Annotated in this window: 22 protein-coding genes; 11 read left to right on the top strand and 11 right to left on the bottom strand. The window is 61.0% G+C overall.

Annotated elements, in window-relative coordinates:
• Nucleotides 1–16: 16 nt before the first annotated feature.
• From aruF to astE, 5 genes are read left to right on the top strand one after another with little or no spacing between them, the layout of a single operon-like run.
• The gene (gene aruF, locus ACMX25_RS18140) at nucleotides 17–1,072 is read left to right on the top strand and encodes an arginine/ornithine succinyltransferase subunit alpha (RefSeq protein WP_414951424.1); all 1,056 of its coding nucleotides are present in this window, start codon (nucleotides 17–19) and stop codon (nucleotides 1,070–1,072) included.
• Nucleotides 1,069–2,106 carry an arginine N-succinyltransferase gene (astA, locus tag ACMX25_RS18135; protein WP_414951423.1) on the top strand — a complete coding sequence of 346 codons (1,038 nt, stop codon included), beginning with the start codon at nucleotides 1,069–1,071 and terminating at the stop codon, nucleotides 2,104–2,106. The genes aruF and astA overlap by 4 nt, the downstream gene beginning before the upstream one ends.
• Nucleotides 2,107–2,117: 11 nt before the next feature.
• Entirely contained in the window at nucleotides 2,118–3,593 is a 1,476-nt protein-coding gene (astD, locus tag ACMX25_RS18130; protein WP_414951421.1) for a succinylglutamate-semialdehyde dehydrogenase, read from the top strand.
• 9 nt (nucleotides 3,594–3,602) lie between these two features.
• On the top strand, nucleotides 3,603–4,946 hold the full coding sequence (gene astB / locus ACMX25_RS18125) for an N-succinylarginine dihydrolase (protein ID WP_414951420.1): 1,344 nt from the start codon (nucleotides 3,603–3,605) through the stop codon (nucleotides 4,944–4,946).
• Entirely contained in the window at nucleotides 4,930–5,961 is a 1,032-nt protein-coding gene (gene astE / locus ACMX25_RS18120) for a succinylglutamate desuccinylase (protein WP_414951418.1), read from the top strand. The genes astB and astE overlap by 17 nt, the downstream gene beginning before the upstream one ends.
• Here the strand turns inward: astE and ACMX25_RS18115 are convergent.
• Genes ACMX25_RS18115 through ACMX25_RS18100 form a run of 4 tightly spaced genes read right to left on the bottom strand, consistent with a single transcriptional unit; the run spans nucleotide 5,956 to nucleotide 10,748 of the window.
• Nucleotides 5,956–6,834 (bottom strand): efflux RND transporter periplasmic adaptor subunit, encoded by an 879-nt coding sequence (locus ACMX25_RS18115; RefSeq protein ID WP_414951417.1) that lies wholly within the window; start codon nucleotides 6,832–6,834, stop codon nucleotides 5,956–5,958. The two genes, astE and ACMX25_RS18115, sit on opposite strands and share 6 nt — an antisense overlap.
• Before the next feature lie 38 nt (nucleotides 6,835–6,872).
• On the bottom strand, nucleotides 6,873–7,073 hold the full coding sequence (locus ACMX25_RS18110) for a DUF1656 domain-containing protein (RefSeq protein ID WP_414951416.1): 201 nt from the start codon (nucleotides 7,071–7,073) through the stop codon (nucleotides 6,873–6,875).
• Nucleotides 7,063–9,234 (bottom strand): FUSC family protein, encoded by a 2,172-nt coding sequence (locus ACMX25_RS18105; RefSeq protein WP_414951415.1) that lies wholly within the window; start codon nucleotides 9,232–9,234, stop codon nucleotides 7,063–7,065. The genes ACMX25_RS18110 and ACMX25_RS18105 overlap by 11 nt, the downstream gene beginning before the upstream one ends.
• 2 nt (nucleotides 9,235–9,236) lie before the next feature.
• Nucleotides 9,237–10,748 (bottom strand): efflux transporter outer membrane subunit, encoded by a 1,512-nt coding sequence (locus ACMX25_RS18100; RefSeq protein ID WP_414951414.1) that lies wholly within the window; start codon nucleotides 10,746–10,748, stop codon nucleotides 9,237–9,239.
• Between the two features lie 196 nt (nucleotides 10,749–10,944).
• Here ACMX25_RS18100 and ACMX25_RS18095 point away from each other — a divergent pair, with 196 nt between their 5' ends.
• Together ACMX25_RS18095 and ACMX25_RS18090 are read left to right on the top strand one after the other, a co-directional pair.
• Nucleotides 10,945–11,883 carry a LysR family transcriptional regulator gene (locus ACMX25_RS18095; RefSeq protein WP_414951413.1) on the top strand — a complete coding sequence of 313 codons (939 nt, stop codon included), beginning with the start codon at nucleotides 10,945–10,947 and terminating at the stop codon, nucleotides 11,881–11,883.
• Nucleotides 11,884–12,094: 211 nt separating this feature from the next.
• Nucleotides 12,095–12,265 (top strand): hypothetical protein, encoded by a 171-nt coding sequence (locus ACMX25_RS18090; protein WP_160172471.1) that lies wholly within the window; start codon nucleotides 12,095–12,097, stop codon nucleotides 12,263–12,265.
• 270 nt (nucleotides 12,266–12,535) lie between these two features.
• Here the strand turns inward: ACMX25_RS18090 and ACMX25_RS18085 are convergent, their stop codons facing one another.
• From ACMX25_RS18085 to wrbA, 4 genes are all read right to left on the bottom strand, one after another.
• A complete protein-coding gene (locus tag ACMX25_RS18085) occupies nucleotides 12,536–13,339 on the bottom strand; it encodes a metallophosphoesterase (protein WP_414951412.1) in 804 nt (267 codons plus the stop codon).
• A 16-nt stretch (nucleotides 13,340–13,355) separates the two neighbouring features.
• Nucleotides 13,356–14,825 (bottom strand): FAD-binding oxidoreductase, encoded by a 1,470-nt coding sequence (locus ACMX25_RS18080; protein ID WP_414951411.1) that lies wholly within the window; start codon nucleotides 14,823–14,825, stop codon nucleotides 13,356–13,358.
• A gap of 111 nt (nucleotides 14,826–14,936) precedes the next feature.
• On the bottom strand, nucleotides 14,937–15,392 hold the full coding sequence (locus ACMX25_RS18075) for a DUF2069 domain-containing protein (protein WP_414951410.1): 456 nt from the start codon (nucleotides 15,390–15,392) through the stop codon (nucleotides 14,937–14,939).
• Between the two features lie 3 nt (nucleotides 15,393–15,395).
• Nucleotides 15,396–15,998 carry an NAD(P)H:quinone oxidoreductase gene (gene wrbA, locus ACMX25_RS18070; RefSeq protein WP_414951409.1) on the bottom strand — a complete coding sequence of 201 codons (603 nt, stop codon included), beginning with the start codon at nucleotides 15,996–15,998 and terminating at the stop codon, nucleotides 15,396–15,398.
• 101 nt (nucleotides 15,999–16,099) lie between these two features.
• Between wrbA and ACMX25_RS18065 the strand changes: the two genes are divergently transcribed.
• Nucleotides 16,100–17,428, top strand: coding sequence for a YihY family inner membrane protein (locus tag ACMX25_RS18065; protein WP_414951408.1), 1,329 nt, complete (start codon nucleotides 16,100–16,102; stop codon nucleotides 17,426–17,428).
• Between the two features lie 26 nt (nucleotides 17,429–17,454).
• Here ACMX25_RS18065 and ACMX25_RS18060 read toward each other — a convergent pair whose 3' ends face one another.
• The 3 genes from ACMX25_RS18060 to ACMX25_RS18050 all read right to left on the bottom strand — a co-directional run bounded on the left by ACMX25_RS18060 (nucleotide 17,455) and on the right by ACMX25_RS18050 (nucleotide 20,117).
• The gene (locus ACMX25_RS18060; protein WP_060819075.1) at nucleotides 17,455–17,775 is read right to left on the bottom strand and encodes an Mpo1-like protein; all 321 of its coding nucleotides are present in this window, start codon (nucleotides 17,773–17,775) and stop codon (nucleotides 17,455–17,457) included.
• Between the two features lie 198 nt (nucleotides 17,776–17,973).
• Complete coding sequence (locus tag ACMX25_RS18055; RefSeq protein WP_414951407.1) at nucleotides 17,974–18,795, bottom strand: alpha/beta fold hydrolase; 822 nt, start codon at nucleotides 18,793–18,795, stop codon at nucleotides 17,974–17,976.
• Nucleotides 18,792–20,117 carry an O-acetylhomoserine aminocarboxypropyltransferase gene (locus ACMX25_RS18050; RefSeq protein WP_414951493.1) on the bottom strand — a complete coding sequence of 442 codons (1,326 nt, stop codon included), beginning with the start codon at nucleotides 20,115–20,117 and terminating at the stop codon, nucleotides 18,792–18,794. The genes ACMX25_RS18055 and ACMX25_RS18050 overlap by 4 nt, the downstream gene beginning before the upstream one ends.
• A 266-nt stretch (nucleotides 20,118–20,383) precedes the next feature.
• Here ACMX25_RS18050 and ACMX25_RS18045 point away from each other — a divergent pair, with 266 nt between their 5' ends.
• The 3 genes from ACMX25_RS18045 (at nucleotide 20,384) to aroC (ending at nucleotide 24,143) form a co-directional block, all read left to right on the top strand.
• Complete coding sequence (locus ACMX25_RS18045; protein WP_031359018.1) at nucleotides 20,384–20,836, top strand: CBS domain-containing protein; 453 nt, start codon at nucleotides 20,384–20,386, stop codon at nucleotides 20,834–20,836.
• A gap of 154 nt (nucleotides 20,837–20,990) precedes the next feature.
• Entirely contained in the window at nucleotides 20,991–22,925 is a 1,935-nt protein-coding gene (locus ACMX25_RS18040; protein WP_414951406.1) for an MFS transporter, read from the top strand.
• Between the two features lie 114 nt (nucleotides 22,926–23,039).
• Nucleotides 23,040–24,143 carry a chorismate synthase gene (gene aroC, locus ACMX25_RS18035; protein WP_414951405.1) on the top strand — a complete coding sequence of 368 codons (1,104 nt, stop codon included), beginning with the start codon at nucleotides 23,040–23,042 and terminating at the stop codon, nucleotides 24,141–24,143.
• The last annotated feature ends 31 nt before the right edge of the window (nucleotides 24,144–24,174 follow it).

The raw sequence follows: 24,174 nt of genomic DNA, 5'->3' as shown, positions 1-24,174 counted from the left end.
ACCAACGGAACCGCCGATGTTAATCGTCCGCCCCGCAAGACTCGCCGATCTCGACGCGCTCGAACGGATGGCGAATGCCGCGCATCCGGTGCTGCATTCGTTGCCGCGCGACCGCCGTGTGCTGGAAACGCGCGTCGCGCTCTCCGAAGACTCGTTTCGCGCGGAAGTCGAGTTTCCGGGCGAGGAGTTTTACCTGTTCGTGCTCGAAGAGACCACGAACGGTGCGTTGCTTGGCAGTTCGAGCATCGTGGCATCGGCGGGATATTCGGAACCGTTCTACGCGTTCCGCAATGACGCGCTGATCCACGCGTCGCGCGAGCTCAAGGTGAACCGCAAGATCCACGCGCTCACCATGTCGCATGAACTCACGGGCAAGAGCCGTCTGACGGGTTTCTATATTGACCCGTCGGTGCGCGAGGCCACGCACGATGCCGCCGCACATCTGCTTTCGCGCGCACGCATGATGTACGTGGCCGCGAACCGCAAGCGTTTCTCCGACGACATCTTCTCGCTCATGCTCGGCGTCACCGACGAAGCGGGTGTGTCGCCATTCTGGGAAGCGGTTGGGCGGAAATTCTTTGGCCGCGATTTCGAGCAGGTTGAACTGGAATCGGGCGGCCGCAGCCGTACGTTTATCGCAGAAGTCATGCCGAGTTATCCGCTCTACGTGCCTTTGTTGCCGCCCGAAGCACAACGCGTGCTGGGCGAACCGGACGACGGCGCGTTGCTCGCGTATGACATCCATCTTGAGGAAGGTTTCGAGCCGGATCGTTTCGTCGATATCTTCGATGCAGGCCCTGTTCTGACCGTCGCGGTTGAACGCAGTGCGTCCGTGTTGGCGAACGAAGTTCGCGCCGTGCGAGCGGCTCAGGACGACACGGGCACGTCGGGCACGCCGTACCTGATCGCAGCCGGCGGCGCGCACGCGTTTCGATGCGCGTTGGTCAATTTGCCGTCGTCGCGTGTGAGCGGTGCGCCCTTGTCCGCCGAGCTGTGCGAGGTTCTAAGCGTGAAAGATTCCGATACGGTGCGTTGTGTGCCACTTCATCAGGCTTCGGGAGAATTGCAATGATCGTTGTCCGCTGCGTGCAGCCTGGAGATGTCGACGCGCTTGTCGCGCTCGCGCACGAGACCGGACCGGGACTCACCACCTTCAAGCCCGATCGCGATGCGCTGACCGCGCGCGTTGAACGTGCACGACGCACGCTTGCCGACGAAGCTGCAGCCTTCGAAGCAGGGTATCTGTTTGCGATGGAAGACACGGCCACCGGCGACATTGCGGGCGTGTGCGGTATTGAAACGGAAGTCGGACTGGAGCAGCCGTTTTATAACTATCGCGTGTCGACGGTCGTGCATGCGAGCCGCGACCTGGGCGTGTGGACCAAGATGTCGCTGCTCAACATCTCACACGATCTCACCGGTTATGCCGAAGTCTGTTCGCTTTTTTTAAGCCCGCGATATCGCACGGCCGGCGTGGGCGGTTTGCTGTCGCGTTCGCGCTTCATGTTTATCGCGCAATTCCGCGAGCGCTTTCCGGAGCGTCTTTGCGCCGAACTGCGCGGTCACTTCGACGAAAGCGGCGCATCGCCATTCTGGCAGGCAGTGGGATCGCACTTTTACCAGATCGATTTCAACGCTGCCGACTATCTCAGCTCGCACGGCAAGAAGTCGTTCCTGGCCGAGTTGATGCCGCGATATCCGGTCTATCTCGCCATGCTGCCGGAAGACGCGCAAGCGGCGGTCGGGTTGACGCATCGCGACACCATGCCTGCCCGCAAGATGCTCGAAACGGAAGGGCTGCGCTATGAAAATCACGTCGATATCTTCGATGCCGGCCCGGTCCTCGAATGCCACGTAGCCGACTTGCGCACGGTGCGCGAGAGCGTGCTGATGACGGTGCGCGTGGGTGAGCGTGCAGTGCACGGCGAGGCTCGCAGCCTGGTATCGAATACGTCGCTGGACGACTTCCGCTGCGGCGCGACGTTCGGCGTGCCCGAAGACGGCAGCTTTTTGCTGACGCCTGAAGAAGCCGATGCGCTTCGCGTGCAAGCCGGCGATACGGTGCGCGTCTTGGCATCGCAGCCGCGCTCAAAGAAAGCAAGTTAAGGACAAGGATCATGACGAAGATTTCGACTCAATTGTTTATCGACGGAACGTGGACCGAGAGCACGGGCGCCCCGTTCGCGTCGCGCAATCCGGGCAATGGTGACGTGGTGTGGGAAGGCGCGAGCGCGTCGGTTCAGGACGTCGAGCACGCCGTGCTTTCAGCGCGACGCGCTTTCGCTTCGTGGTCCGCGTTGACGCTGGACGAACGCATAGCCATCACTCGGCGTTTCGCGGCGTTGCTGACCGGGCACAAGGAAACGCTGGCTCATACCATTGGCCTCGAGACGGGCAAGCCGTTGTGGGAAGCGCGGACCGAAGTTGCGACGATGTCCGCTAAAGTCGATATCTCCGTCAAGTCGTACCACGAACGCACCGGCGAGAAACGCCAGGAAATGGCCGACGGCATAGCCGTACTTCGGCATCGTCCGCATGGTGTGGTGGCCGTGTTTGGCCCGTACAACTTCCCGGGACATTTGCCGAATGGGCATATTGTCCCGGCGTTGATCGCGGGGAATACGGTCGTGTTCAAACCATCGGAATTCGCGCCCGGTGTCGCCGCGCTGACGGTGGATTTGTGGGCGCAAGCCGGCTTGCCCGCCGGCGTGCTGAACCTGGTGCAAGGCGAGAAGGACACCGGCATTGCGCTTGCGAATCATCGGCAGATCGATGGACTGTTCTTCACTGGCAGCTCGGATACCGGCACGTTGCTGCATCGGCAATTCGGCGGCCGTCCGGAGATCGTGCTCGCGCTGGAAATGGGCGGCAACAATCCGCTGGTCGTGGCTCAAGTCGAGGACATTGATGCCGCCGTGCATCACACGATCCAGTCGGCGTATTTGTCAGCCGGGCAGCGCTGCACGTGCGCGCGCCGGTTGTTCGTGCCAGACAATGCGTTCGGCGAGCGCTTCACCGAGCGCCTGATCGATGTGACGTCGAAGATCAAGACGGGCGCCTTCGACGCAGACCCGCAACCGTTCATGGGCGCGGTGATCTCGGCACGCGCAGCCGCAAAGCTCGTGCAGGCTCAGGCGCAGTTGATCGAAGCGGGCGGCAAGCCGTTGCTTCAAATGACGCAACGCTCGGCGCAGCTTGGTTTCGTTACACCTGCGATCATCGACGTGACGAATGCGCGCAACGTCCCCGACGAAGAGCACTTTGGCCCGATGCTGCAACTCACGCGCTACAGCAGTTTCGATCAGGCAATAGAGCGCGCCAACGACACCGCGTTCGGTTTGTCCGCGGGCCTGTTAGCCGACGACGAAGCGGCGTGGACGCACTTCCAGCGCACCATTCGCGCCGGCATTGTGAACTGGAACCGGCCGACTAACGGCGCGTCGTCAGCGGCGCCGTTCGGTGGTATCGGCCGCTCCGGCAACCAGCGTCCGAGCGCCTTTTACGCAGCGGACTATTGCTCGTATCCTATGGCGTCCGTCGAAAGTACCCAGTTGCAAATGCCCGCGAGCGTCTCGCCCGGCCTTCAGTTCTGAGGAACCACGATGCAAGCATTCGAAGCGAACTTCGACGGGCTGGTCGGCCCGACGCACAACTACGCGGGGCTGTCGTTCGGCAACGTCGCGTCGCGCAACAACGAGAAATCGGCTGCCAATCCGAAGGCCGCAGCGAAGCAGGGTTTGCGCAAGATGAAGCAACTGGCCGACCTTGGGTTTCATCAAGGTGTATTGCCACCGCTCGAGCGCCCGTCGCTCAAGTTGCTGCGCAGCCTGGGTTTCACCGGTGACGACGCTACGGTCGTCGAACGCGCTGCGCGTGAAGCGCCAGAGTTGCTGGCCGCTGCGAGCTCCGCTTCGGCCATGTGGACGGCGAACGCGGCGACGGTGAGTCCATCGGCGGATACGAACGATGGCCGCGCGCATTTCACGCCGGCCAATCTCAGCACGAAGTTGCATCGGGCGATCGAGCATGAAGAAACGCGCCGTTCGCTCTCGGCCATTTTCTCCGATGAGAAACATTTCAAGATCCATCACGCATTGCCCGGTACGCCTGCGTTGGGCGATGAAGGCGCGGCAAACCACACGCGTTTTTGCAGCGAGTATGGCGAGAAGGGCGTGGAATTTTTCGTCTACGGACGCAGCGAATACGCTCAAGGTACGGCAGAACCGAAGCGTTTTCCAGCACGCCAAACGCTTGAAGCAAGCCGCGCGGTCGCTCGCCTTCACGGGCTATCGGATGACGCGACTGTGTTCGCCCAACAGCTTCCTGATGTGATCGACGCCGGCGTGTTTCATAACGACGTGATCGCCGTGGGCAACCGCAACACGCTGTTCTGCCACCAGCGCGCGTTCCTCGATCAAGCCGGTGTGTACGACCAGCTTCGGGCGAAACTCGAAACGCATGGCGGAGCGTTCACCGCTATTGAAGTGCCGGAAGACGAAGTCAGTGTGGCCGATGCCGTCTCGTCGTATCTGTTCAACAGCCAGTTGCTGACGCGGCCAGACGGCCGGCAGGTGCTGGTTGTGCCGCAGGAGTGCCGCGAAAACGAACGGGTCGCCAAATACCTTGATTCATTGAAAGGACGCGCCACGTCCATTGACGATGTCCTCGTCTTCGATCTTCGCGAAAGCATGAAGAACGGCGGTGGTCCTGCGTGCTTGCGCCTTCGTGTAGTGCTCAACGACACGGAGCGGGGCATAGTCAACCCCGGCGTGTGGATGAACGACGCATTGTTCGCCCAACTCGATGCCTGGATCGACACGCACTATCGGGACCGTATTGCACCCGGCGATCTCGCCGACCTGAAACTTCTCGATGAATCACGCGCGGCGCTTGATGCGTTGACTGGCATTCTCAAGCTTGGTGCTATCTATGACTTCCAGCGCTGAGGCGGCCATGTTCGCGAACTTTCTCGACTTTGTGCTCGATGGAAAAAAGCCCGCACTGACTGAAGGCACGTTGCCGAGCGGCGTGAAGTGGACGTGGCTCGGCGACGGCATCGTTCGCTTCGAACCACAGGACGCGACGTTGCAAAGCGTGGTGGCATCGGCGGGAATTCATGGCGATGAAACCGCGCCGATCGAAATGCTGTCGATGCTCGTCGCGGATATCGCGAGCGGCAAAGCGGCGTTGAAGAGCCGCGTGCTGGTCATCTTTGGCAACATTGACGCGATGCGTGCGTCGTGCCGGTATCGTGATGACGATCTCAACCGGCTGTTCAATGGCCGCTATCTTGAGCTCGCTGCGAGTCATGAATCGCAGCGCGCAGCGGAACTTGAGAATGTCACTCGGGCGTTTTTCGCGGAAGCCGAGGGCGACGCTATTCACGCGAAGTGGCACATCGATATGCACACGGCTATCCGTCCATCTGTGTTCGAGCAGTTTGCGCTGCTGCCTTACACGGCTGAGCCTTTGTCGCGCGCGATGTTCGACTGGTTACAAGATGCGGGGTTGTCGGCGGTATTGCTGCACAAGGAGAAGTCGAACACGTTCACGCATTTCACTGCAGAGCAATGCGGGGCGCTCGCGTGCACGCTGGAGCTTGGCAAGGTTCGGGCGTTCGGGCACAACGATCTATCGCGTTTCGCGGCATCAGACGCCGCGTTGCGGCGGCTGATTGCCGGGCTTGCGCCGGCCGCACCGTCTGGCCAGACATTGAAAGTGTTCACCGTCGTCGGACAAATCAACAAACAGAGTGAGGCGTTCAAGCTGCACGTAGCCGGCGATGTCGCGAACTTCACGCCGTTCGCGCGCGGCACGGTGCTCGCCGAAGATGGCGATTACGCGTACGAAGTGCTGCAAGACGAGGAGCGCATCGTGTTTCCGAATTCGACGGTCAAGCCGGGCTTGAGAGCTGGGCTTATGGTTATCGATACGACTCAGGAAACATTCGATTCGTTATAAGTTGCTCTGCTTGCTAGTAGGGGCCACGACCACGGTACAGGTCGTCCCCGCAGCCAGCACGACATCTGCTGGAACCTCGTCGATATGAATCCGCACCGGCACGCGTTGCGCGAGGCGGACCCAGTTGAACGTCGGGTTCACATCGGCGAGCAGCTCGCGGCTTTGCGGATTGTCGCGGTCATAGATGCCGCGCGAAATACTCTGTACGTGGCCCTTCAACACGCCGCCGCTCATCAGCCGCATCTCGGCCTTATCGCCAATACGCACGCGCGGCAGCTTCGTTTCCTCGAAATATCCGTAGACCCAGAACGAATGACTATCGACGATAGCGAGCTTCGCTGCGCCTGTTGTCGCGTAGTCACCGCGATGTACGCTCAGGTTCGTCACGTAGCCGTCCACCGGCGCAAACACTTTCGTGCGCGCCAGATTCAGCTCGGCGGCATCGAGCGCTGCCTGCGCTTGCTGCAAGTTCGCTGCGGCACCGGATGCGGCCTGGCTTGCGTTATCGCGTGACTCCTTCGACACCACCTCGTTGTCCATATCGGCGCGGCGCGCAGCGTCGTCGCGACGCATGCGTAGATCCGCTTGGCGCGCGGCGACGGTAGCCTGCGCTTGTTCGACGGCGATCTTGTAATGCGACGGGTCGATTTCCATCAGCAGGTCGCCTTTGTGGACGAGCTGGTTATCGGCGACCGGCATGGTCACGACCGCGCCGGAGACATCCGGCGCGACGTTGATCACGTCCGCGCGCACGCGTCCGTCGCGGGTCCACGGCTGGTCCATGTAATGCACCCACAGCACGCGCCCGATCAGAATGGCCGCGCAGAAAATGAGCGCGGTCATGAAGAGCCCGAAAATTTTCCTGATGATCATGATGCGGTTTTAATCCTTCAATAATGTTCAGCGACGGCTTAGCGATACACCGCGAGCCCAAACAGCCCGCAGGTGCACACGAGCAGGCACGCGCGAAAGAGCGAGGGATGCCACACCACGCGATACAAGCCCGTGAGCGCCAGTAGCCGATCAACAAACCACGTCAGCAAGCCGCCTGCGATAAACAGCAGCAGGATCGTCGGTACGTAGGCGTCGAGAATTGCGATATCACGCGGCATGGGGCGCTCCTTCTTGCGGGCGTTCGCGCTGGCTGAGATGGCCCAGCGGCGATTGTGGATCGAGCAAGGCCGTACGAATGAAATGCAGATGACTCGACATCCGATGCAGCCGATGGCTTTCTTCGCGCGGCTCATGCACGGTATCGAGCTGCGCCCGCAGATGTTCAATAGCCACCGCGGTCGCCGACAACGCGGCATCGAAGCGCGGAGTGGTGGGATGATCGAAGAGGCGCGCTACCTGATGCAATGCCTGTGTGATCGACGCCTTGGACGCGCGCGCGGTAGCGCCGGTATCGCTGTCCGCGCGGCTCAACCCGGTACGCAGGTCAATCACCGCGTGGCCCACTTCAAGCACCGCGAACAGCCAGCGCAATGCTTCGCGCTGCAGATCCTCACGACCTGCTGCAAGCGCGTCGATCTGCGAAAGCAAATCGCGCGCACCGCTTTCAAAGCGCATCGCGAGCCGGGTCAGGCTGCCTTGGCTCGCTGTCACCACCTGCCGCCGCAGTTCACGCAACAGCAGACGGCGCAGCCATGGCGCGTCGGTGGGCAGCAGCACGGCAAAGGCCATCGAACAAGCAAGCATGGAAACGACGAGCGCAATGGCGTCGTTGATAAAGCCCGACGGATCGTACTGAATGACGTTGTCGGGACCCGCTAGAAAGCAGAAGAAGATGCAATACCCGACGCCGACGCCCATCATGCCGGGCCGCGTACTGATGAAGACGCCCAGCATCAGGAACGGCAGGAGCGCGGCCGACAGCAACAAGAATCCATCGATATGCGGATACAACCCAAACACCACGATCATGCCGGCGACGGTCGCGAGCGCCGTGCCTGCGGCCATCTGGAAGGCCATTTGCGTAGGTCGCGGCGACGATGAGGCGAGCGCAATCACCGCTGCCGCGTCGAGCACGGCCGTGCCGCCGCTCGGCCACGCCGATATGATCCAGAAGCCGCTCAGGACCAGGATCACGGCGAACGCCCGCAGTCCGGACACGCCGGCTGCGAGCAAGCTGGTCTTCGGCACATAACGCGTGATGCGGTGCTCGCGCTCGTGCGTGGGCACCGCGAGCGACGCGTAAGTCAGCGTGTAGGCATGCAGGTCATCCACGAAGCGATACAGCAACTCGGCGGCGGTATCGAATTCGAGCAGATCGATTGCAGGATCAAGCGCGCGTCGCGTTGCGCGGATACGCTTGGGCAGCCAGGCCTTGAAGGTATCGAGTTGCGCGGCGGCGTGAGCTGCATCGGCGGCTTTCTCCACCGGCCCGCCCGCTGCGCTCAGCAACGGCGCGACCTCGCGGAAATAGGGTTCCAAAGCGTCGACCGTCGCTGCTGCACCGTTGACGCGCAGACGGTTCATCAACTGATGCAGCGCGTGAAAGCGTGTCGAAACGCTCATGAACTCGGCGTTCAGTAACGCGACCCGGCCGCTGCGCATGCGTGTGTCGGGATCTTCGAACACGGCCACACTCCGCGCAGCCTCAAGCCCGACGATGTCCGCGACGAATGCCGCATTGATGCGCTCGATTTGCGAACGTTCAATACCGCCGCCCAACGCCTTCGACACGTAATCCACGAACGCGGTGAAACGCGTGCGCACAGAGGTCCGGACTTGCGCGCCGGCATGGCGCGGAAACACGAGCGCGCTGACTGCGCCTGAACACAGGATGCCTAACGATACTTCGGCAACGCGCGTCATCGCCGACAGAAACGAGGCGTCCGCATGCTGCGCAGCCGGTATGCCAATGAGCGCGGCCGTATAGCCCGACAACACAAACCCGTACGACCGAAAGTTACGGTTACGTGCCGCGCCCGCGGTGCAGATGCCGACCCAGAGCGCTGTCGCCGATAAAAACAAAACCGGCTGTTGCGAGAACAGGCTGATCAACGCGAGCATCACTACGAGGCCGACGAGCGTTCCGCAGAAACGGTAGAAGCTTTTCGCCAGCACCATGCCGCTTTGCGGTTGCATCACGACGAACACGGTTGTCATCGCGGTGCGTGGTTGCGGCAGGTCGAGACGCATTGCAATCCACAGCGCGAGGAACGCTGCCAACGCCGCCTTGAAGATGTGAATCCAGGCGAGACCGTCGGTCGCTGCCCAGTCTGCCAGCAGCGAATGAGGTCGGTTCAGCGAGGAGGAGGGCGTCGACATGCTCACTCGCTCCGCTCGCCAGATGACGCGTTTCTGTGCTCGGCGAACGGCCCGATATGCTTCGCCGGTTTCATCTGCGTGTCTGTGGGACTGCTCGCGGGGCTATCGGTGGAACTGTCGATGCCGCCGCCCAACGCCGCCGAGAACGTCGCATACACGGCGAGCCGTTCGGCGCGCACGCGTGCCTCGCCGTCCTGGGCGCGCAGCAATTGCGTCTGTGCGACGAGCACGTTCAGGTAATCGGTCAAGCCGCGCTTATACCCCTCGTCAGCCAGCCGATAACTCTTCTGCGCGGCGGCGACCGAGCGGCCGGACGAGTCGAGCTGGCGATCGAGCGACTGGAGCCGTACGACCTGATCGGCGACGTCGCGCAATGCTGCAACCAGAGTGGCGTTGTAGTGATCGACGGCCTGATCGTATTGCGCCGATGCCGCCCCGAGTTGCGAGCGCAGCCGGCCGCCTTCAAAGATAGGCAGCGTGATGGCAGGTCCCGCAGTCCAGCCGCTACCGTTACCGGTGAGGAAGGTCAGCAGCGCGCCGCCCGCGGACATTTGCGTCAGCGACGCCATCAAGTTGACGTTCGGATAGAACTGCGCCTTCGCGACATCGATACCGCGCGCCTGAGCGGCTACAGTCCAGCGTGCGGCGACCACATCCGGTCGACGTCCGATCAGTTCAGCAGGCAAAGCCGATGGCAAGCCAAGAGGCGTTGCGAGCGACAGCACGGGACGCGTGATCGAATCGCCCGCACCCGGGCCCGCGCCGGCGAGCGCCGCAAGCTGATTGCGGGCGAGCGCGATCGCTTCATCGTAGGTCTCGACCTGGCGCTCGTAATCCGGCAACGACGCTTCCGCCTGCGCCACTTCAAGCTGCGTTCCAATCCCGCCCTGCAGCCGCCGACGCGCACGCGCCGCGATTTTCTGCTGCTGGTCGAGCGTGGATTGAGCGATGTCGCGCAACGCAAATCCCTGCGATAAACCGATGTACGCGCGCACCACGTTCGCTTCGAGTTCGAGTTGTGCTGCACGGGCATCGGCGGCGCGCGCGTGGGTGGCATCCAGCGCGCGTTCCGCCGCGTTGCCGTCGCGGCCCCAGAGGTCGAGGTTGTACGAGAGCTGCAGCGCGGCCGTGTTGTCCCAGGTGTTGACGTTGTTGTACGGGCCGGGACCGTAATAGCCGTTTTCCGGCCACTGCTGGCGGTTGATCGCCATCGATCCATCGACTTGAGGCGCGAGCGCGGCTTGCGCCACGCCGGCCATCGAACGGGCTTCGCGCACGCGTGCGGCGGCCAGCGCCAGCGTCGGATTCCCGGCTTGCGCGCGCGCAACCCAGGCGTCGAGTTGCGGGTCGTTGTAGGCGCGCCACCATGTCGACGCCGGCCACGCCGCGTCGGTGTTGGCCGCACGCAGCGTCGCGCCGGCATCGAGCGACGACGTGTCCTGAAGCGTATCTTCGGGACTGACGTTTTTCGTGCTCGCGCAGCCTGCTATTGTTAAAATTAATGTAAGAACCATCGGAACGATGGTTTTTCTGATCGTGCGAATTCGCAAAATTATTTCTCAAATCGGATTGAGACACAGGCCAGAATTATATTTTTGCCTCGATTGGCGAGTAACTGGCAAAAATGAAAAGCATTGTTACGCGTTTTGATGTAATCATCGTTGCTTATGGCGTAACAATGCGGGATCACCGGAACGAGACCCAAGGCTCATGGATACGCTTCAAACCATGCGCGTGTTCTCGCGGGTTGTTGAAGCCGGCAGCTTCACTGCCGCGGCTCAGCAACTGAACACGACCACCGCTTACGCATCGCGCGCCGTCTCCGATCTCGAAGCGCACTTGCGCACTCGCTTACTCAACCGGACGACGCGCCGGATCGCGCTGACCGAAGCCGGCGAGCGTTATTTGCAGCGCTGCGAGCAGATTCTGGCGTATGTGGATCAGGCGGAAGCGGAAGCCGGCGACGCGCACGCGCGCCCGGCCGGCAAGCTCAAGATGCACGCCATGGCGGGTATCGGCCAGCATTACATCGTGCCGATGATTTCGCGTTACCGAAAACTGCATTCATCGGTGCAGATCGACCTGACGCTTGCGCAGCGCGTGCCCGACCTGCTGGATGAAGGTTTTGACGTGTCTATTGTGCTTGGGACCGAGCTGCCCGATTCAGGGCTGGTTTCCCAGCGCCTGGGAAGCGCGTTCAGCATCGCTTGTGCGTCGCCGGGCTATATCCAGGAACACGGTGTGCCGCATGTCTTGTCCGATCTGGTGCGGCACACGTGTTTGCAACTCATTACGCCCGCGTTTCCGCCGAACAAATGGACCTTCGATGGTCCGAACGGACAGGAAACCGTCACCCTCGGGCCATCGACCTTCACGGTGAATGTGGCGGAAGCCATGGCAGTGGCAATCAGCGAGGGTATGGGCGTGGGAATATTGCCCACTTCATCGGCCCTGCCTGCGTTGCGCGCGGGGTCCTTGGTGCGTGTCTTGCCGCAATACACCATGCAGATGCTCAATCTGTTTGCGTTGTATCCCTCGCGTCAGTACCTGGACGCGAAGATCCGGACCTGGGTCGAGTATTTGCGTGCTGAGTTGCCTGCCGCACTCGCCGCCGATGAAAAATCCCTGCAAGAATTTGTGGCGTCATAAGCTTATGAGCAGGACAATGGGCTAAGCCGGTAATGAGGTAGTTAAGGGGCTGGTTAACGTGCGGCTGCTTAATGTGCTTTTATCGATGCTGTATAGTTGTCGCAATGCAACACTTGCTTACGTCTATTTCGGCTGCATCTTGATAGCTTGTAGTCTGTCTTTTAGCTTCACCGATTCACTTTTTACCGATTCGACAATATCTGAGGAAGTTATGAATACGCCGCTGATGATCGCCATCTATGCACTGCTGGCTCTGATCGCCGTGCCTGCCACCCGCGAACTGCTGCGTACGGCCCGCGAAAACGCGAAACGCGCGCGCCTGATCCCGATCCGTATCAATGAACGTAAGAACCGTCAATCGCGCGATTCTTCGGATCGTTGAGAAAAAAGACCGAGCTATCGGTCTTTTTGTTTTTTTATGGCGCAGTGTTTTTGGACCTGCGCCGGGGAAATTGTATCTCGCCGGCTGTCGGCCGCTGGTTTAGTGCGCGTCTGACGTTTGGGATTTTTCGTCCTGGAACGGGCGTTTTTAGCCCGTTTTTAGTCATCACGCTGATCGGTCGAACGGTTGCTTCTTGGCCGGTTAGTTTGCACCGGTCAGACATGCCTGTATCGCCGCCCTCCGAAAACGCGTCTTTCGCGCCTCGCTTGTTCAGATCTCGACCACGGTGTCCCATTTGAACGACGAATTTTCAGGCGCACCCGTGCGCCTATCCCGATATCCACGCGGGTTACAGATCACGCGCGTGTCTCCTACGAAATAATCGAATGCGGTATGCGTGTGGCCGTGAACCCACAGCGCGACCGGTTCACGCACGAGCGAAGGTAGATCGCTCACAAAACCCGCCGATGCCCGGTCCGTCGCAAACTTCTCAGCCAGACTTTGCTTGAGCGGCGCGTGGTGGGTGACCACAATCGTCTTGCCATCGAAGGGCTTTGCCAACTCATCCGCAAGCCAGGCCCGCGCTTGCCCGTGGAGCGCCAGCGAGTCGCTGGGACTGAAGGAACGCGGCTCGTCTTCCGGCTCCGGCCACGCGACCTGGATCACGCCACGGTAGTCGAGCATTACCCGCTCCGACGCTGCGATGGACTCGCGCATGTCTTCATCGCTCGCGCCGAACAGCGCGAAATCTGTCCACAACGTAGTGCCGAGCACGCGCCATTTCCCGTATCGGTCAGTGAGGGTGGTGTTGTTCAGGAAATGCACGTTGGGCAAACTGCGCGCGGCGTCCTGCATGGCGCTTTCGAGTGCGCCGAATTCGCCGTCGTAATATTCATGATTGCCCGGCACATAAACCACGGGTACCTGCGAACCGAAGTTTTCCGCCGCCCAGCGCAGACCCTCCGCATGATTGTGGATGTCGCCGGCAAGCACGACGAGATCGGCCTCCGCATACGGAATGGCCAGGGGTTCGTCGTGCTCTAGATGCAGGTCGGACAGAACGCGAATCTTCACGGCACTTATCTCCTTACTACTGTGAAAACGTGTGCGACGCGCCCGGCGCACGCACGTCCGGCAGGACCTTGCCCGGATTCATCAGGTTCTCGGGGTCGAGCGTTGCCTTGAGCGCGCGCATGAGCCGCACCTCAACCGGTGATTTGTAGTGCATTGCTTCGGCCACCTTCAATTGTCCCAAGCCATGCTCGGCGCTGATACTGCCACGATGCGCGTGCACGCTTTCATACACAAGCGCATTGACCGGGGCCTGGAATTCGGCGAGAAAGCTTTTGGGATCGACTCCTTCCGGCGCCTGCACGTTGTAGTGCAGATTACCGTCGCCGAGATGGCCGAAGGTCACCATGCGCACACCTGGAATGGCTTGGGCGATGAGCGCGTCGGTCGCTTCGATGAAATGCCCGATGCGGGAAATAGGCACCGCAATATCGTGCTTGATATTGAGTCCTTCCGCGGCCTGTGCGAGCGGAATGTGTTCGCGCAAGTTCCAGAACGCCTTTGACTGCGACAAATTCTCTGCAACCACTGCATCCTTGACCAGTCCTTGTTCCATTGCATGTTCCATGAGCCGTTCGAACAACGCGCGGCCATGCTCCTCGCTTTCGCTATCGGACAATTCGAGCAACACGGTCTGGCCGTGTTTCTGACTGAACGGATAACGCATCTGCGGGAAATGCGTAGTGACGAGATGAAGCGAAAAGTCCGACATCAGTTCAAAGCCCGTCAGCAACGGGCCTGCATATCGTTGCGCGGTAGCAAGGAAATCGAGCGCGGCTTGCGGTGAGGCGAGCGCTGCCAGTGCCGTTACGCGAGCGACAGGCGCCGAATGCAGTTTCATTACCGCCGCGGTGATGATGCCGAGCGTCCCTTCCGCGCCGATATACAGGTCGCGCAGATCGTAGCCGGTGTTGTCCTTGCGCAGCCCGCGCAAGCCGTCCCAGATTTCACCCTGCGGCGTCACCACTTCCAGCCCGAGGCACAACTCGCGCGTGTTGCCGTAGCGCAGAACGGCAGTGCCGCCGGCGTTCGTTGAAAGATTGCCGCCGATGGTGCAACTGCCCTCGGCGGCGAGGCTCAGGGCAAAGAGCCGCTGTTCCTGCTCGGCGCGCGCCTGGAGGTCGGCAAGGATGACGCCCGCTTCCACCGTGATGGTGTTGTTAAGCGGATCGACATCGCGAATCCGGCTCAGTCTGCGCAAACTGATGACGACCTGTGTGCCGCTGGCGTCTGGCGTTGCCCCGCCGGAGTGTCCGGTGTTGCCGCCTTGCGGCACGATAGGGAAGCGGAATTCCCGCGCGAGCTGCACCACTTTGGCGACCTGCCCGGTCGTGCCGGGAAGCACCACGGCACACGTCTGACCGTGATAGCGCTTGCGCCAGTCCGTGAGAAACGGCGCGGTGTCATGAGCGTTGGTCAGCACGTGGGCGGCGCCAATTGCTTCGATGCAGGCTTCAACAAAGTTACGTGAACGATCGGATGCGGTCATGGGTTTCGAAAAGCGTTGGCGTGGACGACAGGTGGCACAGTATCGCGTAACGTTCGGCCGGGCGAACCCTGGCCGGACGGCATAGGTCTCGTCGGCGCGGAATATTCCGTGCTACAAATGATTTCCGGTTGACGATGAGTCTGGCGTTGAGTCCGGTATTGAGACGGCAGCGGCCCTTGCTCGCTTCGCGGCGCGCGCAGCGCGTTTGAACGGTGCAACAAAGCCAAGCGCGCAGACAAAGAACACAAGGGCGAGCAATGCTTCGAGCCAGCCAAGGCGTGCTGACAATCCGCCGTCGGTCATGCCGCGCACGATGCCTTCGGCAAGGTAAAGCAGCACGAGCATCGACGCCCATTGCAGCGTGTACACGTTGCGCCGGAGCGTGCCGCGCAGCGCGAACAGCAGCGGAACTGCCTTGAGTGCAAGCGCGGAGCCACCCGGTCGCAGCGGCGCGAGCCAAAGCTCCCACGCAATCGACAATGCAATCAGCGCAATCAGGCTCAGCAGGGCTCCGCGTGCAAAGCCGGGTTGGGTGTTGGCTGCGTCCGGGACGGGCGTAGTGGTCATCGATCAGGCGCCGCGTTCAAGGGCAAGCGCGGTCGTGGCCAGACGCGCGCCGAGCGCCACGGCCAATGCTTTCTCGTCCGCAGAGATGCCGCTGCCGGCCGTTTCAGCGCGGGCGAAGTGGGACGCGCCATAAGGCGTGCCCCCGGTTTGGGTAGTGGTCAGCTTCGGCTCGGTGTACGGAATGCCCACTATCAGCATGCCGTGGTGGAGCAAGGGCAGCATCATGGAAAGCAGGGTGCTTTCCTGCCCGCCATGCAAGCTGCCCGTGGAAGTGAAGACGCTCGCGGGTTTGCCGGCGAGCGCGCCGGACAACCATTGCGGCGAAGTGCCATCGAGGAAATATTTTAGTGATGCCGCCATGTTGCCGAACCGCGTGGGCGACCCGAGCGCCAGGCCGGCGCATTCTTCAAGGTCGCGCACTTCGGCGTAGGGTGGGCCATCGACGGGAATATCCGGCTGCGTAGCTTCGCAGACGGTGGAGACAGTGGGCACGGTACGCACGCGCGCCTGCATGCCGGGCACACTGTCAACGCCTTGAGCGATCGCCTGGGCGAGCTCGCGGGTGGCGCCGTTGCGGCTGTAATAGAGCACGAGAATGTCGTTCATGAGCCTTTTCGGTGAACGGGTATTATAAGGATCGGGTGCGTGGACGTGGCATTTGGCGTGCTTTTGCTTGGCTGTTCAAGCCGCCTTGCGGATCTGTTGTCATGTTTCAAGGAGAGAGGTTCTTGCTGAAGTTTCCCATCAATCTCGACACAACGAAGCGGCTTGCCGGCTTCGTCGCCCGTCGTACGGGTGAGGATCGAGTGCCGCAGGTGGCCGGCAGTCTGACGTTCACCACCGTGCTGTCGCTCGTGCCACTTGCGACGGTCGCGTTCGCGCTCTTTACCGCGTTTCCCATCTTCGCTTCATTCCAGATGTCGTTGCAGGATTTCCTTGCCGCGCACCTGATGCCGTCGCAGATCAACAGCCAGATCTTCAAGTACCTGAATCAGTTTGCGTCGAAGGCGAAGGGGTTGACCACGGTCGGCATGATCATCTTGTTCGTCACGTCGGTGATGACCATGATGACCGTCGAGTCCGCGTTCAACGTGATCTGGCGCGTGCGCAAATCGCGGCCATTTGCTCAACGCGTCCTGGTGTATTGGGCCATCATCACGCTCGGCCCAATTCTGTTTGGCGTGAGCTTGTCGATGTCGTCTTACCTGTTTGCGCAATCCATCGCATTTGCCGGTTCGCATAATCTTTTGCCACCGGTGATCGAGTGGGCGCTCGCCAGCGCGACGCTGCCGTTCACCATGCTGGCGTTCTCCATGCTCTATGTGTTCCTGCCGAATTGCAAAGTGGAGTGGCGCGACGCGCTCGTTGGCGGACTCGTGGCAGCTATCGCATTCGAACTGACGAAGCGCGGTTTCGGTTATTACGTGCGCCGTATCCCAACTTACACAGCTGTGTATGGCGCGTTCGCTGCGTTGCCCGTGTTCCTGCTATGGGTCTACTTGTGCTGGATGATCACACTGATCGGTGCAATGCTCACGTCCGCGTTGCCGGCAATCCGGATTGGCCAGTTTCATCGAAATGATTTTCCGGGGAGCGATCTGCTCGATGCCCTCGAATTACTCGCTCGCCTTGCGGAAGCGCGTGAAGCCGGGCTACCAGGTTACACCGGCCTCGAGCTCGCACGGATGTTGCGTTGTGACGTGGATACATCCATGCGCCTGGTTCGCAAGCTCGACTCTCTGGAATGGATTGCGAGGCTGGAGAACCTTCGGGTGCCGCGCTATGTGCTGATCTCCAATCCGCAACAGATCACGGTAGCAAGTCTGTTTGATTTGTTCGTGATTGAACGCGACGAGCTGGACTATCAGTTGCGACTCGATTCCTCGCACATTGACCGCGCCGCGTTAATGAATGCGCTGAGCAACGAGAAACTTGAGATTACGTTGGCGACCCTGCTGGCGGCGCGCGCAGCATCTCGTCAGGAAGGTGCTCCCGCGGCACAAGCGGTGACGTCCATGCCGCATCAAGCTGCCTGAAAAACCGCCCCTGAGGGTGACCGCCCCTAAAGCGAAATCCTGCCGATACAGATGTCCTTGAACATGACCCAGTCGCCCATCAGGCTATAGAGCGGATGACGAAAGGTGGCCGGGCGGTTTTTCTCAAAGAAGAAATGGCCGACCCAGGCGAAGCCGTAGCCGCAAATGACTGCGGCCGGAAGCCAGAGCCAATCGCCCGTGGCAATGGCCATTGCAAGACAGCCAATGACACCCAGAGAACCGATGAAGTGCAGCCGGCGGGACACCACGTTACGGTGCTCTTCGAGGTAATACGGATAGAACTCGGCGAAGCTCGCGAAGTGATCCGAATGCGCGGTTTGGGCCATGACAGTCTCCTTCGAGCAGGTTGCAGCGTTGGCTCAGCAAGATTCATTCTCCGGCGATTGAGCCCGCCGCGCAACTGCGTTCATTCGGACCTGGAAAAAGTTTGAGACCCCCTCCCATCCGGCTAGTGGCGGAGCGGGAAGAGGGCAGTTAAGCTTGATTCATGAACTAAGTTGATGAACGGAAACGTGATCTGTCACTTAAGCCGGTTGCATCGCAAAACGGAATAATGCGGCGAGAGTTGCATCGGGTTGCTCGCTCATCAGTGCGTGGCCTGCGTCCAGCATGACTGTTTCAACAGATACGCCCGCCTGCTTCATCGCGTCGATCAGTGTGCGGCTGGCGCGCGGTGGCGTCATGGCATCCAGGCGACCCGCAATGACCTGCACCGGGCAACGTAGCGCCGCTGCTCGTTCCAGTCCGTCTGCATACGCGTTGCAGGCATTGAAATCGGTATGGAAGAGGCCGGATTCACCGCGAGTGGTCACTCGTTCCATCAGGCGCTGGTTGGCGCCATGTAGCCAGAAGCCCGGCGCGGGGCAGGAAGGTTTTGCCGCGATCGACGAGTGTGACCATTGGTTGACCATGTCAATGGCATCGGGTTCGCGATCGAGCGCGGCATCGAGAAGCGTATCGGACACGGTCATTGGAAAGGCGGTAGCGAGCAGCGCAACACGGGTGACGCGGGACGGATAACGCGCGGCGCAATCGAGCGCGATCAGCGTGCCCATGCTGTGGCCGATCAGCATCGCCTTGTCGACCTTGGCGGCGTCGAGTAACGCCACCAGCCAGTCCGCGAGCGCTGCGATGCTTCGCCGCGCCGGGCCTGCGCTGCGGCAGTGACCGGGAAGATCCACAGCGAGCACGTTCATGCCGTGATGCGCAAAGTAGCGCGTCTGCAATGCCCAGACGCTGTGATCGTGCTCGGCGCCATGCACGAATACGGCCACCGGACGGTCAGGCTCGAACGCGTGACCGCCAGTGTAGGCGTAGGCCGGTGCGCCCTCGACGTCGAGCATCATGCGCGGCTCCCGTCGCCACTCCGGGGAGCGCTCGATGCAGCCTTCTGCGATGCCTTCAGGCCGCGCTTGAGGTCATCAATGAGATCGTCGGGATCTTCCAGGCCAATCGACAGCCGGATACGTCCCGGTGCAATACCCGCTGCGGCGAGGGCGACGGCGTCCATGCGGAAATGCGTGGTCGAAGCAGGGTGGATGACAAGCGAGCGTGCATCGCCGACGTTCGCGAGATGCGAGAACAGCGTCAACGCTTCAATGAAGCGTCGAGCTGCCGCTACGTCGCCACGCAGGTCGAAACTGAAGACGGCGCCCGCGCCGCGAGGCAGCAGGCGTTTAGCGAGCGCGTAGTCGCGATGGCTGTCGAGTTCCGGATAAGCCACGCCTTCCACGGCAGGGTGGGCAAGCAGGAATTCGACCACTTTGCGGGTGTTGGCGACGTGCCGGTCCATCCGCAACGGCAAGGTTTCAATGCCTTGCAAGAGTTGCCATGCAGCTTGCGGATGCAGGCAGGCTCCGAAGTCGCGCAAGCCTTCGCGACGGGCGCGCAGCAGGAACGGTGCGACAGTGCTTTCTTCGGCGAAGACCATGCCGTGAAAACCGTCGTAGGGTTCGGTGAATTCGGGGAAGAGGCTGGTTGATGTGAAGTCGAACGTGCCTCCGTCCACCAGCACGCCGCCAATTGTCGTGCCGTGGCCGCCCAGGAACTTGGTCGCCGAGTGGTAGACGAAGTCAGCGCCATGGTCAAACGGACGCAGCAGATACGGCGTGGTGAAGGTCGAATCCACCAGCAGCGGTACGTGGTTCGAATGGGCGATGTCCGCAATGGTTTCAATGTCGAGAACATCGAGTCCGGGATTCCCCAGCGTTTCGCCGAACAGCAGCCGCGTGTTGGGCCGAATGGCGGCGCGCCAGGCGTCGGGGTCGTGCGGCGGCACGAAGGTGGTGTCAATGCCGAAGCGCCGAATCGTGTAATGCAGCAGGTTATGCGAGCCGCCGTAGAGCGCGCTTGATGCCACCACGTGCGAACCCGCGCCCATCAGCGTTGCTATCGCCAAATGCAGCGCGGCCTGTCCGCTGGCGGTGCCGATCGCGCCCACGCCGCCTTCCAGCGCGGCTACGCGCTCCTCGAAAACGGCGACGGTCGGGTTCGAAATGCGCGAGTAGACATGTCCTGAGCGCTCCATGTTGAAGAGCGAAGCAGCGTGGTCGGTATCGCGGAACGAGAAAGACGTGGTCTGGTAAATCGGCGTGGCGCGGGCGCCGGTGGTGGGGTCGGGCGCAGCGCCGGCGTGCAGCACGAGCGTGTCGAAGCGGTTGGCGGGCATCGTGGGCGGGCTACCATGGAAAAGAGTCATTTATCGTAACATCGGGTGTGTTCCGACAAACTTGGGGTAGACGCCAGCGCCGGCGTTTGGGCCGGCGCGCGGCCATGCAGCGCAAGGGCAGCCTTGGCGCTGCACGCGCCGACCCGGTGCAAAAGCCCGCCCCGCTTGGCTTTTACAGACAAAACACGGGGTTCCTGCGCGCTTTCTTTTTAAGTGCCTTTCCGCTAGGATCGATAGATATTCAGGCTTTTCGCGAGGAGACAATCATGCGAGTCAGCGACATTTTGAACGTCAAGGGCAACGCGCTCTTTACGGTGACACCCGATACGCCGCTGCATGAAGCAATCAACACAATGGCGTCACACGACATTGGTTCACTCGTGGTGATCGAATACGGCGATCTCGCCGGCATGCTGACGTTCCGCGAGATTATTCTCACGCTGAGCGAAAACGGCGGCAGCGTGGGCACGTCCACTATCCGCAAGGTCATGGACGACCACCCCATCACGTGTACACCGGAAACGGACGTGAACGAAGTGCGCCGGATGATGCTCGAGCATCACGTTCGTTATCTGCCGGTCATGGAAAAGAACGTGTTGATGGGCGTGATCTCTTTCTATGACGTGGCCAAGGCCGTAGTGGAAGAGCAGGGTTTCGAGAACAAGATGCTCAAGGCGTATATCCGCGACTGGCCGGAGCAGCAAGAAGAGGCGCGTTGATCGGGGTGCCGCGCGAGTAGCGCCGTTAGCACTAACCCGCTCGAAACGCACAGCGCCTCACAACATCACGCACAAAATGCGCGCCCGAGCGGCGCGCTTTTTTTTCGCCTCTTCACCAGATCACCACTCTCTCAGCTGCCAACTCCAACAATCCATGAGCGAAACATCCCCATCAGCCCGCGCGAAAAAGGCCGGCGCCGAACATGGCGACGGTCAGTTCCGCTTGTTGCGTGAACGCCGTTTCGCACCGTTCTTCTGGACGCAGTTTCTCGGCGCGCTCAACGACAACGTCTTCAAGGTCGGCTTTACATCGCTAGTCACGTTTCAGGCTGCACGCTTTTCGGGCGTCGATCCGAAAACCGCCGCCTTTCTGATCTCCGCCATCTTCATCATCCCCTTTGTGCTTTTTTCCGCGACATCAGGCCAGGTCGCCGATAAATACGATAAGGCCACACTTACGCGCTTCGTCAAGACGTTCGAAATCGTGGTGATGCTGATTGGCGGCGCGGGATTCATATGGCACAGCGCGCTGCTGCTTTACGTTTGCACGTTCCTCATGGGCGTGCATTCGACTGTGTTTGGACCGGTGAAATATGCGTATTTGCCGCAGCATCTCCAGCCATCGGAACTTGTGGGCGGTAACGGACTGGTCGAAATGGGGACGTTCGTGGCGATCCTGATCGGGACGATCATGGGCGGCGCGGCGGCAGGTTGGGCCGAGCACGGCGCCATTTTGCTCGCCGCGTCCTGCCTGACGGTCGCGCTGATCGGACGCGTTGCATCAAGCTTCGTGCCGAAAACCGCGGCGCTGCAGCCCGATCTGAAGATCAACTGGAATCCGTTCAGCGAGACGTGGCGCAACCTCGCGCTCGCGCGCCAGGACCGTACCGTGTTCCTGAGCTTGCTTGGGATTTCGTGGCTGTGGTTCGTCGGCGCGACTTTTCTTACGTCGTTCTTCAACTTCGCGAAGGACGTCCTGTCGGCGAATCCGGATGTGGTGACCGTGTTGCTCGGCACGTTTTCGATTGGTATTGGCATCGGTTCGATGATGTGTGAAAAGCTCTCCAATCGCCGTGTCGAGGTCGGACTTGTGCCGCTCGGGTCCATTGGCATCAGCGTTTTTGCCATCGACTTGTTTTTTGCCAGTCACGGCATCACGCCGGCGGGCCATCTGATGGGCGTCGGTGAATTTCTTCAACTAGGCGTGCATTGGCGCATCCTGGCCGACCTGTTCCTGCTCGCCATGTTCGGCGGTTTCTACAGCGTGCCGCTCTACGCGCTGATCCAGTCGCGCAGCCAGCCGACGCACCGTGCGCGCATCATTGCCGCGAACAACATCCTCAACTCGTTCTTCATGATTGTGTCGGCGCTGATGGCGGTTGGCCTGACGTCCGCGGGCGTCGGCATTCCGGGGCTGTTTCTCACCACGGCGTTGCTGAACATCGTGGTGGCCGCATATATTTATTCGCTCGTGCCCGAATTCCTGCTGCGTTTTCTCGCGTGGATTCTCGTGCATACGTTCTACCGGATCAGGCTTGTGAACGCCGAGCGCATTCCCGAACACGGAGCCGCCGTGCTGGTGTGCAATCACGTGAGTTTCGTCGATGCCATCGTGATCATGTCGGAAAGTCCACGCCCGATCCGCTTCGTCATGGATCATCGGATTTTCCGCTCGCCGCTGATCGGCTGGCTGTTCCGTCACGTCAAGGCCATTCCCATTGCGCCTGCTCACGAAGACGCAAAACTGCTGGAAAAAGCCTACGACGCTTGCGGCCGTGCGCTCGCCGACGGCGATCTGGTCTGCATCTTCCCGGAAGGCAAGCTCACCCGAACTGGCGATATCAACCCGTTCCGCCATGGCATCAGAGAGATTCTCAAGCGCCATTCGGCCCCGGTGGTGCCCATCGCTTTACGCGGTTTGTGGGGCAGCGTTTTTTCGCGCCACGACGACAACCGCTGGCCGCGTCCCATTCATCGCGGCGTGATGAGCCGCTTGACGCTGGCAGTCGGTGAGCCGATCGATCCCGCCGATGCCACGCCGGAGCATCTGCAACAAGTGGTCTCGACGCTGCGAGGCGTCCGCAAATAGGGCGCGAGTAGGGCCTCGCGCAGCACGGAGCAGCCGAACGCCCCCGCGCCCGGGGGCTTAATCCACGCTCGGCTGGCATAATATTGGCTCTTTCGCTTTTTCAGGACGACGCTCATGTCCGGCAACACACTCGGCACGCTTTTCACCGTCACGAACTTCGGCGAGTCGCACGGTCCCGCGATCGGCTGCGTGATCGACGGCTGCCCGCCGGGAATGGAACTCTCGGAGGCCGATATCCAGATCGAACTGGATCGGCGCAGACCGGGTACGTCGCGGCATGTGACGCAGCGTCAGGAAGCCGATCAGGTCGAGATTCTTTCCGGCGTGTTCGAAGGGAAGACGACCGGCACGCCTATCGCGTTGCTGATCCGCAATACGGATCAGCGCAGCAAGGATTACGGCAATATCGTCGAGACCTTTCGTCCCGGGCACGCCGATTACACCTATTGGCAGAAGTACGGCATCCGTGATTATCGCGGCGGCGGTCGGTCGTCGGCGCGGCTGACGGCGCCGACCGTGGCTGCCGGCGCGGTGGCGAAGAAATGGCTGCGTGAGCGTATGGGTATCGAAACACGCGGTTTCATGGGCGCGCTTGGCGAGATCCCGATTCCGTTCGTTGCGTGGGAACACGTGCGCAAAAACCCGTTTTTCGCGCCGAATGCGGAGATCGTGCCGCGCCTCGAAGAATATATGGACGCGCTGCGCAAGGACGGCGACTCCATCGGCGCGCGCATCGGCGTGATTGCGACGGGCGTGCCGGCCGGGCTGGGTGAGCCGCTCTATGACCGCCTCGACGCCGACATCGCGAAAGCGATGATGGGCATCAACGCCGTGAAAGGCGTTGAAATTGGCGCGGGTTTCGCGAGCGTCGCGCAACGCGGCTCGGTTCACGGCGACGAAATGACGCCAGAGGGGTTCGCGGCGAACAACGCCGGCGGCGTGTTGGGCGGCATTTCAAGCGGGCAGGACATCACGGTATCGATTGCGATCAAACCGACGTCGAGCATCCGCACGCCGCGTGAATCCATCGATAAAGCCGGCCATTCGGCCACCGTCGAAACCTTCGGCCGTCACGATCCGTGCGTTGGCATCCGGGCGACGCCGATAGCCGAAGCGCTTCTCGCGCTCGTACTGATCGATCATGCGTTACGGCATCGTGCGCAAAATGGCGATGTGGTGACGACGACGCCTCACATCGCTGCGCATATCGCCAAATAAAATAGCGCCGGTTCTGGACATAAGAACCGGC

Origin of the sequence: Caballeronia eucalypticola (genome assembly GCF_047608185.1) — a bacterium.
In the GTDB taxonomy this organism is placed as follows: domain Bacteria; phylum Pseudomonadota; class Gammaproteobacteria; order Burkholderiales; family Burkholderiaceae; genus Caballeronia.
This window is presented reverse-complemented; position numbering and strand designations above follow the sequence as displayed.